We start from the raw sequence: 10,970 nt of genomic DNA, 5'->3' as shown, positions 1-10,970 counted from the left end.
TAAACCTGCCTTGTAATTGTACGTTTTGGCTATTTTGGTTGTTTTGTTTTTTCAGTTTTCTTTTTCAATTTTGTTTAGTTTTGCTTTAAGAACGCGCGTGGCTCGCACCTCGAAAGATGCGAGCCACATTAAAAATCATTCTTCAACATAATTATTTGGATTTATTTCGTCGAAGTTTACGCCTTCGCTTTGAGCAAGAGATTTAAGCCTTGAGAATATCTCCTCGTAGGCTGGAATTATATCTCCTAAATCTCGTCTGAATAAATCTTTATCTAAGTGGCTTACTTCAGAATTATTTGTATTGCGCTTATCCCAAAGTCTGCAAGTATCTGGCGTTATTTCGTCAGCAAGCAGAATGTTTCCCTTAGAGTCAACGCCTTCTTCAATCTTGAAGTCAACAAGCTGTACGTCAATCTTAGAGAAAACATCAAGCAATGCATTATTAACAGCATGAGCTTGGCGAGTAATTTCTGCCAGCTCTTCATCGGTTGCTAATCCAAGAGCTACAACGCCTTCAGGATTAATAAATGGATCGCCAAGTTCGTCGGATTTAACGCAGAATTCCAATAATGGTTTCTTTAAAGGAGTGCCTTCTTTTACAGCATAACGTTTTGCAAAAGAACCAGCAGCAGTATTTCGCATTATTATTTCTAATGGGAACATTTTCATGCGTTTTACAAGTTGCTCAGTGCTAGAAATGCGTCCTAGGAAGTGGCTTTTCACGCCACGCGCCTCAAGAAGATGGAATAGTAAAGAAGTTATTTGATTGTTTAAGCTGCCTTTGCCAGCAATTTGAGCTTTTTTAAGACCGTTGCCAGCTGTTGCCTGATTCATGTATTCCACCCACAACACATTATTGTTATCAGTGGCATACAATTTCTTTGCTTTGCCCTCATACAACTTGTCAAGTTTTTCCATTGACGTGCCTCTCTTGTTGCATCTATGGCTGTAGGCGAAAACCAACATTGTTTGAAGGTTTATCCAACCTTGTCAGCACGTTCAGACTAACAATTGTTACCTACAATTTTTTTAGATTATTTTTTATTCTTTTAATGTCTTAAACCAGTAAAAACCTTGATTTTTCGATGTTTTAAGACGGTAGTTCTACAGTGTGTAATTCGCTAGCAATGCGTGTCGCGCAAGATTTTGCATCACGCACGCTGTTTGATACTGTCAAAATAACACCTAAGCGTCTTGAGCCGTGAACTTCTGGCTTTCCAAAGATGCGTATATCACATCTTGCGCAATCTTCAGTGTTTAATGATTTTGCTACATTCGCAAATCCAATTTTTCCATTACCTTCTACAACAAGTGCATGGCTTAAAGCGACTTCATTATTTTTTAAACAAAGAGCAGTGTGCTTTTGAGTAATAGGAACACCCAAAATCGCTAAAACATGCAGAGCAAACTCGCTGTAATACTGTGAAATCATTGTAACCATACCAGTATCGTGCGGACGAGGGGATAGTTCGTTGAAAAGTAAATCACCGTTTTTAAGAACAAAGAGTTCAACTCCATAAACGCCCCAACCAGTTTCTCCGTTTTCTCTTGCTATTTGAGATAGACCTTCAACGGCTCGTTTAGCAATATTTTTAGCGTTGATTCGAACGTTTTCTGGTATATTTGCTGGTTGCCATGATTGCCTGTAATCGCCATTTTTTTGAAATTGTGCAATGGGTTCGCATGTTGTTATTCCAGCGCTAGAGCTTACAGTTAGTACTGTTAGCTCGTAGTCTAATGGTGCTAAAGCTTCAACAATTACGCGAGATATATCAGCGTTTTGTGTGTTCTGACTCTTATGCTTAGATCTTCTTCCATTTTGTGCTTCTACCCAAGCATTTTGTAGATTTTCAAGATTTTTTACTATTGATTGACCGTGACCAGATGAGCTCATAATTGGTTTTACGACGCATGGATATCCTACGATTTTTGCTCCTTTTTCTAATTCTTCATAGTTAGAAGCAAATCGATATGGTGTTGTTGGCAATCCTAGTTTTTCGTGTGAAATTTTTCGCAAAGCTTCGCGGTCCATAGCAATTGCAGTAATATCAGAGCTTGGAACAACTTGAATTTTCTTACTCTTTACAACATTTTTTAGTATTTGAGTTGATATTGCTTCAATTTCAGGAATTATTATGTCTGGGTTTATATCGTTTATTAAGTCTTGCAACTCTTGAGAGTCGCTCATATCTATAACGCGATTTTCTTGAGCTACTTGCATTGCTGGAGCGTTCGCATAGCTATCTGCCGCGCATACTCTTATGCCAAGCCTGATAAGTTCTATAGCAATCTCTTTGCCAAGTTCTCCAGAGCCAAGAAGAAGAACTTTTGTTGTATGTAACTTTGAATCAAAAATACCAAAAATTCGCTCGTTTGTAACGCTTTCATTTAATTCATTATTTGAATCTGATTTTTGCGAAAAACTCATAACTATATTCTTACATTACGCAATGTCGAATTGTCGTGCGACGCGCCGAATGAAGATTGACTAGCATAAATTTAAAAAATCGTGTATAGTATTCCTCTGTTGTGCGATTCCCGAAGGGTTTCGCGCCATAATGGTGGCTATAGCTCAGTTGGTAGAGCATCTGATTGTGGTTCAGAAGGTCGCGCGTTCAAGCCGCGTTAGCCACCCCATTTTTTCGGCTGGTTTCAGCCGAATTTTTTTTTATGCTAGATTATTTTTTTTTACTTTGAGTATCATTCTTTTTGCAATTAGATTTTTTAATTTATCAGTACACGTTTATGCCCGTATATTAGTACACGTTGGGGTAGAATAATGTGGATTGCATAATTTGTTATGTTTCATAAATTTATGTTTAAGGAGCTTATATATGGCAGGTAGGGGCGGTAAGTCATCAAAGTCGTCATCAAATGTATCTTATGATGAACCTTTTTGGGAATCCGCGCTGCTTTTTGTTCCGCGACTTGTTGGTAAAGTAGTACGTTCGCTTTTTGGTGTGGGAGAATACGACGAAGCATATCGCAGAGATGGATTGTGCTTTGTAATGATTATTATTGCTATTCTTTTCTGCGCATCGGAATGGTTTAGAGTTAGTGGTTTTATAGGCGTTGCTTTTCACTTCGCAGCATCTGCAGTTTTTGGAGTTATGAGCATTGTTTTACCAGTTTGGTTATTTGCTGTAGCAATTAGACTAATGAGAAATAGTGGATCAAAATCAGGTAACCCACGTGTTATAGGTGGTTTTGTTCTTATTTTGTGGTCTATATGTTCTATTTTAGATATTTTATTTGCTAGTAAAAATCAACATTTTCACATAGAAGATTTGCAAAAATCTGGTGGATTATTAGGTTTTTCTCTTGGTTCTCCTTTAGCTTGGGGATTATCTAGGACTTTTGCTCTAGTGATTTTTGTTATTATCGCAATTTTTTCGTTTTTGATGATTTTAAAATTGCATGTTACAGACATAACGCAGTTTATATTTTCTGCTTTTTCTAAAGATAGTAAAGATAGTAAAGACGATAATTCTGAGGAAGATTCATACGATAATGATTCTAAGGATGATGATAAAACACTTGAATTTGCTGATGGAGTGCCAACTCATGATGATTCTGACAAATCTGAAAAGTCTCGCAGATCTTTGCATAATTCGTTAATTTCTAAATTATGGAATTCACTATTTGGAACTAAGAAAAAAGATAGTAATAATGAGCTTTTAGATGAGTATGCTGGAGATGATGCTTTTCTCTGTGCATCTTCAAAAGATGGCGGTGGTAATTTCGAATCAAATAATGCTGATCGCACGAATAGTCATGATGGTGATCTTAATAATCAATCGCAAGGTTATGAAAATACGGTTGATAAATCACATAATCGTGAGTCTCCTAGGTCTGTATCTTCAAGTGGTTCTTCTGCGAATTCTAATTCTTGGAAAACATCTCCAGAATTATATATTGATGAATTCCCTAAGGCTCCTATAAGCACCAGCGAGCAATATTCTTCTGATCCTTGGGGAAATATGCCTGCTCAGCAATTAGATAAATATAGGTCATCGCAAGAAAATAATAGTGATAGCGCTGCTGGTAAAGATATATACGATTCAAATCATAGTGATTCTAATGTTTATGAAGATGAACCTTATATTCTACCAGATTTGAACATACTTGTTCATGGAAAGCCTCATGCAACAAGAACACCAGCGAATGATCGTGTGATTCGAGCTTTAACTTCTACCTTTGAACAATTTGAGGTAGATGCGAAGGTTATTGGCTTCTTAAGAGGTCCTTCTGTAACTCAATATGAAGTTGAGTTAGGATCTGGAGTAAAAGTAGAGAAGGTAACGAATCTTCAAAAGAATATTGCGTATGCTGTAGCAAGTACTGATGTGCGTATTCTCTCTCCAATTCCGGGCAAGTCTGCAATTGGTATTGAGATCCCGAATGTAGATAGAGAGATTGTAAATCTGGGAGATGTTCTTAGGTCTGATAAAGCGCGCCAAGATCCAAACCCTATGCTTACAGGTGTTGGTAAGGATGTTGAGGGTCATTTCGTAACGGCAGCTCTCGATAAAATGCCGCATTTGCTTGTTGCAGGTGCTACAGGATCTGGTAAGTCGAGTTTTATTAACTCGATGCTCACTTCTATTATCATGCGAGCAACACCTGAACAGGTTCGTATGATTTTGGTAGATCCTAAGAGAGTAGAGCTTTCTGCATACGCTGGCATTCCGCATTTGCTCACACCGATTATTACGGATCCTAAGAAGGCTGCGCAGGCTCTCGAGTGGGTTGTTAAAGAGATGGATGCGCGCTACGACGACTTGCAATTCTTCGGCTTCCGCCATGTTAAAGATTTCAACAAGGCTGTGCGTGAAGGAAAAGTTCATGCTCCGGCTGGTTCTAATCGAAAAGTTGCTCCATACCCGTATTTGCTTGTGGTTGTAGACGAGATGGCTGATTTGATGATGGTTGCTAAGAACGATGTGGAAAGTTCTATTCAGCGTATTACTCAGCTTGCTCGAGCTGCAGGAGTGCATTTGGTTCTTGCTACTCAGCGCCCATCTGTTGACGTTGTAACAGGCTTGATTAAAGCAAATATTCCTTCTCGATTGGCTTTTGCTACTTCATCTGCAACTGATTCCAGGGTTATTCTCGATACAGTTGGTGCAGAAACTTTGATTGGTCAAGGTGACGCTTTGTTCCTTCCAATGGGTGCTGCTAAGCCTCAGCGTGTGCAGGGCTCGTGGGTGAGTGAATCTGAAATCCGCAGGGCTGTGGAGTATGTTCGCACTCAGCGCAAGCCAAAGTATCGTGAAGATATTGAACAAATGGCTCAAAAAGCGGATGCTCAAGCTCAAAGCAAGCTTAAAACTAGCGATATTGGCGACGATATGGATGAGCTGCTTCAGGCTGCAGAGCTTGTAGTAGGCGCTCAGTTTGGATCCACTTCGATGCTTCAAAGAAAATTGCGTGTTGGCTTTTCTAAAGCTGGTAGGCTAATGGATTTGCTTGAGTCGCGTGGCGTTGTTGGTCCATCCGAAGGATCTAAGGCACGTGAGGTTCTTGTGCAACCTCAAGATTTGCCTAAAGTTTTAGCATTTATTCGCGGTGAAAGTGATTCTTTGTAAAAGTTGAATTAAGTTTTGCGTTTGCTATACCATATTTGTGTAGCTTTATGGAGGTATTTATAGATGTTGAAAAACAGTAAGTCTAAATTACTTGAAGGTTGGGATTATGCTCCTAATGTAGTGACATACATAAGGATTATTCTTTCCATTCTATTTATAATCTTATATTTGGTTGCAGGTCCTTGGGGTTATACTTCTACTGCGATACGTTGGTCAGTGTTTGTTTTGTTTGTAATTGCAGCTTCTACAGATAAATTAGATGGTTGGATGGCTAGAAAATACAATCAGGTAACTGAGCTTGGTAAATTACTAGATCCTATAGCAGATAAGCTTCTTATGCTTTCCGCGCTTATTATTGCGTCAGCTTTTGGAGAACTATATTGGTGGATTACTGCTTTGTTTGTTATTCGTGAAATTGGCATAACTATTTTACGATTCTATGTTATAAATAAGGGCGGTAAAGTGATTGCAGCATCTTCTGCTGGAAAGTTTAAGACACTTTCTCAGTCAATTGGTATTGCAATGCTTCTCGTTCCTATTGTTCCTATTTTCTGCGCAAATGATATTCCACTTTGGGTGATTTGCTATTACTCCATTGCTTACGGTTTGATTGGAATTGCAATAGGTTTTGCTACTTACTCTGGTATTCTTTATGTGAACGACGCTTTGAAGCATTGATATAGATATGTGTAGTGACTCTGTTAGTGTTTTAGCTAGTGAGATTCTTGATTTTTGCGATGCACATTCTTTGCATATCGCATGTGCTGAGTCTCTGACTGGGGGTCTTCTTTCAGATTCGTTTGTAAAGATTCCTGGCGCTTCTAGAGTTTTTCTTGGATCTGCTGTTACTTACGATATTCGTGAAAAATCTAAGATACTTGGTGTGGATTGCGATTTATTAAAATCGTGTGGTGCTGTAGATGCGCGAGTAGCAAAGCAAATGGCGTTTGGTGCAGCAAGATTATACAGTGGATCTGGTTGGTGTTATAAGCGTTTTGAGCAACAAAAAGATGTTGACAATCCTGATTTTCCTATTATTGGATTGTCAACTACTGGTGTTGCTGGACCTGGCTCTGATGCTGGTAAGCCAGCTGGGTTGGCGTATATTGGTGTTTTTGTTCCAACTGTTACAGATAAATCTTGCTATTCGCTTGACTCTGATGCGATTTTTTGCAAGTTTAATAGAATAAAAAATTGCGTTTTTGATTGTAAGTGTGGGAAAATTAGTAATTTCTCCTTGGAGAAATGTGATTTTTATTCTTGTGATTTAGGATTGTTGATTTCTGTTCAATTAGATATTTCTGGTAATCGTGAAGAAGTTCGAAACGGTGTCGTTTATGCGTTAATAAAAATTCTGCATTCCATAATTTTTGAAGATTGGATTTTTGATGCGCGAGCGTGAATTCTGGGAGCTTCTTGAAGAGGTATTTGGCAGGGAGTTTGGCAGGAGTATCGCAAAAGATCAGGAGCTGCAAAAACTTAATGGTATGAGTGCTCGTGAGGCGATTGATGCTGGAGTAGAGCCAAGAATTGTCTGGAATGTTTTATGTGATCACATGAATATTCCTGATAGTAAGAGGTGGGGTAAAGATCATAATGCTCCACCAATGCCTGCAAAATAGATATTTTCGTTGGAATTTCAAGTCAACACACTTGTCGAACAAATGTTCGTTTATGGTGTATAATGTCAATTGTTGGGCTTCTTGCAGCGTGATAAGTGCCTATTGTGTTATTGAGTAAAACCTTTAACCACATTGCTCTAAAACGCTTGCATAGTCATTATGTATTGCATTAACGTCAATCAATACATCGGCATGCGAAAGGAGTAGCAGATATGGCACAACAAGCAAAAAAAGGTGCAGTGGATCGTCTTATTGATGCCGACAAGGCAGATCCTCGTAGAAAAGCAGCGTTGGAAACAGCTCTTGCCAATGTTGAAAAACAATATGGTAAAGGTTCCGCAATGCGATTGGGTGATAAGCCACTACAAGACGTGGAGGTTATCCCTACTGGCTCAATAGCTCTAGATATGGCTCTAGGGATTGGTGGCGTTCCTCGTGGGCGTATTGTGGAAGTTTATGGTCCTGAATCTTCTGGTAAAACAACATTAGCTTTGCATATTGTTGCTAATGCTCAAAAGAATGGTGGTATTGCTGCATTTATTGATGCTGAGCATGCTTTAGATCCAGTTTATGCGCGTAAATTGGGTGTTGACACAGATTCTCTTATTGTTTCTCAGCCAGATAATGGTGAACAAGCATTAGAGATTGCCGACATGCTAATTCGTTCTGGTGCTTTAGATGTTATAGTAGTTGATTCTGTAGCAGCTCTTGTTCCAAAAGCGGAAATTGATGGAGACATGGGAGATAGCCATGTTGGTTTACAAGCGCGCTTAATGAGCCAAGCTTTAAGAAAAATGACTGGTGCATTGTCTCAAGCTGGAACGACAGCAATATTTATTAATCAGCTTCGTGAAAAAATTGGTGTATTCTTCGGTAATCCAGAAACAACTACTGGTGGTAAAGCTCTTAAATTCTATTCATCTGTTCGAATGGATATTAGACGAGTTTCTACTATCAAAAATGGTGAAGAGGCTGTTGGAAATCGTACTAAGGTAAAGATTGTAAAGAATAAAATGGCTCCGCCTTTTAAAACAGCAGAGTTTGATGTTCTTTACGGAGAAGGAATATCAACTGAAGGTTCTGTAATCGATATGGCTGTACAGTGCGATGTTATTAAAAAATCTGGTTCTTGGTTCACTTATGAAGGTGAACAACTTGGGCAAGGTAGGGAGAACGTTCGCCAATTCCTTAAAGATAATCCTGCTATTACAGAAGAGATTAGCGATAAAGTAAAAGTAGCGTTTGGGCTAATGAAGCCAGAAGATCAATTCGTTGAGGTAGAAGATGAAGATGACAATTCTCAGTCAGTATCATCTTCAAGTGCTGATAGTAAAACAAACACTTCAAAAGGCAGTGATGTCAAATAAAACTATATTAAATAAAATTATTAAAACAAAGTTGAGTTTAGCTGATTCACATCATATTGGCTGAGATTCAGTGAAAAGAATAGAAGATGATTAGTGTAGAGAGTTTTCTTCGCAATCATAAACCTGTTGATTCTTATTATTCTGCAGAAAATGAGTGTGAAAAAGCAGAAGAATCTGAAGTTAATGGTTGTGATTTAACAACAGTTGGCGTTAGTGATGCTTATGATAAGTCATTTGATAGCTTAGATAATAATCATGAAGATTATTGTGAAGAAAACTCTTCTTACGCTTTTAAGAAGTATAATTCATTTAATAGTAGAAAAGCTGCTAAAAAAGTAGATGCCAAAAAAGCCTCTGATTTCGACGATTGTAGAGAATCTGCTTTACGAATGCTAGATTATTCAGCTAGATCTTCCGATGATTTAAAGAATAGGCTCATAAATAAGGGTTACAAAGAGAATATTGTTGAATCCGTAATAATTCGTTTGGAAGAATTACATTTGGTTGACGATAAACAATATGCTAGATCCGTTATACGCTCATGTGTATCTAGATTGTTGGGAGAACGTGCGACTCGCATTGAGCTACAAAAAAAGGGCGTTTCTTCCACTGTGGCCTGTTCAACATTGCAAGAAGCTAGAGAAGACGGTGTTTTTGAAGAAGCTGCATGGGAATTAGGCAGAAAATTATCGCTAAAACTTAAAAGCCTAGACGATAATGTAAAAAGACGTAGATTCTTTTCTGCAGGAGCTAGAAAAGGTCATGATTTAAACACACTAAACGAAGTATATTATGCTTTGTTTAAGTCTTAAACCAAAATCTTTAGCAAATTTCGTTAGCGCACTTAAGAACATAATCTGGCATATCTTCGATGTTAATAACATCGTTGAATCTAGCTGTTTTATTTTTAAGTTCGCTAAGCATTTTAGGAGCGTTTGTAGAAGTTTTGCTTTCTAACAAATCCATGCAAGCAAAATCATCTAATCCTTCAACATTTAAGCCTAAAGATTCGCAAACAACCCTAGGGAACTTATACGGGCTTGCTGTGCTCAAAAGAACACGCGGAACATTAGAATCATGAGGAATATGATTCATAACAAAGTATCCGCAAGCAGTATGTGAATCAATAACATAATTATGCTTATTCCAGCATTCTTGTATGGAATCGCGAATTTGATCCTCGTTTGCCCAGCCGCAACCAAAAAGTTTCCTAATTTTAGAAAGAACATTATCTGGTATTTCAAAGGCGCCCCATTGTTGTAAATCATTCATAAGCATTTGCAACAGTCGTGTATCTTTATCGCACATGTAGTAAAGCATGCGTTCTAAATTAGAAGAAACAAGAATATCCATAGACGGTGCAATTGTTTGGTTAAATGGTCGAATCTTGTTATATGCTCCACTGACCAAAAAGTCAAACAAAACATTGTTGCTGTTGCTCGCTACGATTAAGTGTTTTACAGGAAGACCAAGAATTTTCGCGTAATATCCAGCAAGAATATTTCCAAAATTGCCAGTAGGGACACAAAATTCCACTTCATTACCAAGTTCAATAACGCCTTGTTCAACAAGCTTAGAATAAGCGTAGAAGTAGTAAACAACTTGAGGAATAAGTCTTCCAATATTAATCGAATTAGCAGAAGAAAGCAGTGCGTGATTATTGTTTTCAACCGTTTCATTAATTGAATTGTTAGTAAATATTTGTTTAACGCCGCTTTGCGCATCGTCAAAATTTCCTCTAACAGCGCATACTTTTACGTTATTTCCACTTTGAGTTGTCATTTGCAATTCTTGAATTTTACTTACTTTACCTTCTGGGTAAAAAGTGACCATAGAAGTGCCTTCAATATCCGCAAACCCAGCTAACGCAGCTTTTCCTGTATCTCCCGAAGTGGCGGTAAGAATCATAACATTTTTATTAGAATCAGATACATTTTTTGTGTGACTAATGAATTGCGGCAAAATCTGCAAAGCAACATCTTTAAAAGCACATGTAGGACCGTGGAAAAGCTCTAGAACAAAATCATTATTATTTCCAAGAGTCTTTAGAGGAGTAATTTCACTATCTTCCCACTGACTTCCATAAGCATTTTCAACGCACTCATCAAGCTCACTAGACGTAAAATCTGGAAGGAGAATTTGAAGAACGTCTTTAGCAATCTGTTTATAAGTTTTCCCAGAAAGATTAGAAATATCATAACGAGTTTCACCAAGGCAATCCGTAACAAACAAGCCACCATCATCTGCTATTCCTCTACGAATAGCTTGCTTCGATGTATAGGTTTTAGAGTTTGACCTAGTGCTGTGAAACATAACTGTATTCGTAGTGTTTTCTGCCATGATTCCTCCATTCGTGCTAATTGGTATACATGTTACCTGAAGAGGTGGAGCCT

The 10,970-nt window shown here is 38.1% G+C and carries 9 protein-coding genes and 1 tRNA gene; 7 read left to right on the top strand and 3 right to left on the bottom strand.

The window, feature by feature from the left end; genetic code table 11:
- Positions 1–135 precede the first annotated feature (135 nt).
- Positions 136–918: a phosphoribosylaminoimidazolesuccinocarboxamide synthase gene (purC, locus tag HXT53_RS03980; protein WP_004138186.1), complete on the bottom strand. Its 783-nt coding sequence runs from the start codon at positions 916–918 to the stop codon at positions 136–138.
- Positions 919–1,090: 172 nt separating this feature from the next.
- Complete coding sequence (purT, locus tag HXT53_RS03975; protein WP_421779978.1) at positions 1,091–2,428, bottom strand: formate-dependent phosphoribosylglycinamide formyltransferase; 1,338 nt, start codon at positions 2,426–2,428, stop codon at positions 1,091–1,093.
- A 133-nt stretch (positions 2,429–2,561) separates the two neighbouring features.
- Here purT and HXT53_RS03970 point away from each other — a divergent pair.
- The 7 genes from HXT53_RS03970 to HXT53_RS03940 all read left to right on the top strand — a co-directional run bounded on the left by HXT53_RS03970 (position 2,562) and on the right by HXT53_RS03940 (position 9,389).
- A tRNA-His gene (locus HXT53_RS03970) sits at positions 2,562–2,637 on the top strand.
- Positions 2,638–2,834: 197 nt separating this feature from the next.
- Positions 2,835–5,588 (top strand): DNA translocase FtsK, encoded by a 2,754-nt coding sequence (locus HXT53_RS03965; protein WP_246979189.1) that lies wholly within the window; start codon positions 2,835–2,837, stop codon positions 5,586–5,588.
- Between the two features lie 63 nt (positions 5,589–5,651).
- A complete protein-coding gene (gene pgsA, locus HXT53_RS03960; RefSeq protein WP_004113615.1) occupies positions 5,652–6,266 on the top strand; it encodes a CDP-diacylglycerol--glycerol-3-phosphate 3-phosphatidyltransferase in 615 nt (204 codons plus the stop codon).
- 7 nt (positions 6,267–6,273) lie between these two features.
- Positions 6,274–6,990 carry a CinA family protein gene (locus HXT53_RS03955; RefSeq protein WP_009994272.1) on the top strand — a complete coding sequence of 239 codons (717 nt, stop codon included), beginning with the start codon at positions 6,274–6,276 and terminating at the stop codon, positions 6,988–6,990.
- Positions 6,977–7,210 carry a DUF3046 domain-containing protein gene (locus HXT53_RS03950; RefSeq protein ID WP_004113620.1) on the top strand — a complete coding sequence of 78 codons (234 nt, stop codon included), beginning with the start codon at positions 6,977–6,979 and terminating at the stop codon, positions 7,208–7,210. Before HXT53_RS03955 ends, HXT53_RS03950 begins: the two co-directional genes overlap by 14 nt.
- A gap of 212 nt (positions 7,211–7,422) precedes the next feature.
- A complete protein-coding gene (gene recA, locus HXT53_RS03945; protein WP_004113623.1) occupies positions 7,423–8,577 on the top strand; it encodes a recombinase RecA in 1,155 nt (384 codons plus the stop codon).
- A gap of 86 nt (positions 8,578–8,663) precedes the next feature.
- Complete coding sequence (locus HXT53_RS03940) at positions 8,664–9,389, top strand: regulatory protein RecX (RefSeq protein WP_004113627.1); 726 nt, start codon at positions 8,664–8,666, stop codon at positions 9,387–9,389.
- Between the two features lie 10 nt (positions 9,390–9,399).
- Here HXT53_RS03940 and thrC read toward each other — a convergent pair whose 3' ends face one another.
- Positions 9,400–10,917, bottom strand: a complete 1,518-nt coding sequence (gene thrC, locus HXT53_RS03935) for a threonine synthase (protein WP_064622943.1) — start codon at positions 10,915–10,917, stop codon at positions 9,400–9,402.
- Positions 10,918–10,970 lie beyond the last annotated feature (53 nt).

This window comes from Gardnerella sp. KA00390 (assembly GCF_049244075.1).
GTDB classification, from domain to species: domain Bacteria; phylum Actinomycetota; class Actinomycetes; order Actinomycetales; family Bifidobacteriaceae; genus Bifidobacterium; species Bifidobacterium vaginale.
Note: the sequence above shows the minus strand (reverse complement) of the source record. Positions and strands in the feature narration are given on the sequence as shown.

What these genes read in the sequence shown, in the direction of transcription:
- thrC (WP_064622943.1), bottom strand. Translation starts at nt 10,917, where the DNA reads ATGGCAGAAAACACTACGAATACAGTTATGTTTCACAGCACTAGGTCA.
- recA (WP_004113623.1), top strand. Translation starts at nt 7,423, where the DNA reads ATGGCACAACAAGCAAAAAAAGGTGCAGTGGATCGTCTTATTGATGCC.
- purC (WP_004138186.1), bottom strand. Translation starts at nt 918, where the DNA reads ATGGAAAAACTTGACAAGTTGTATGAGGGCAAAGCAAAGAAATTGTAT.
- HXT53_RS03965 (WP_246979189.1), top strand. Translation starts at nt 2,835, where the DNA reads ATGGCAGGTAGGGGCGGTAAGTCATCAAAGTCGTCATCAAATGTATCT.
- HXT53_RS03950 (WP_004113620.1), top strand. Translation starts at nt 6,977, where the DNA reads ATGCGCGAGCGTGAATTCTGGGAGCTTCTTGAAGAGGTATTTGGCAGG.
- pgsA (WP_004113615.1), top strand. Translation starts at nt 5,652, where the DNA reads ATGTTGAAAAACAGTAAGTCTAAATTACTTGAAGGTTGGGATTATGCT.
- purT (WP_421779978.1), bottom strand. Translation starts at nt 2,428, where the DNA reads ATGAGTTTTTCGCAAAAATCAGATTCAAATAATGAATTAAATGAAAGC.
- HXT53_RS03955 (WP_009994272.1), top strand. Translation starts at nt 6,274, where the DNA reads ATGTGTAGTGACTCTGTTAGTGTTTTAGCTAGTGAGATTCTTGATTTT.
- HXT53_RS03940 (WP_004113627.1), top strand. Translation starts at nt 8,664, where the DNA reads ATGATTAGTGTAGAGAGTTTTCTTCGCAATCATAAACCTGTTGATTCT.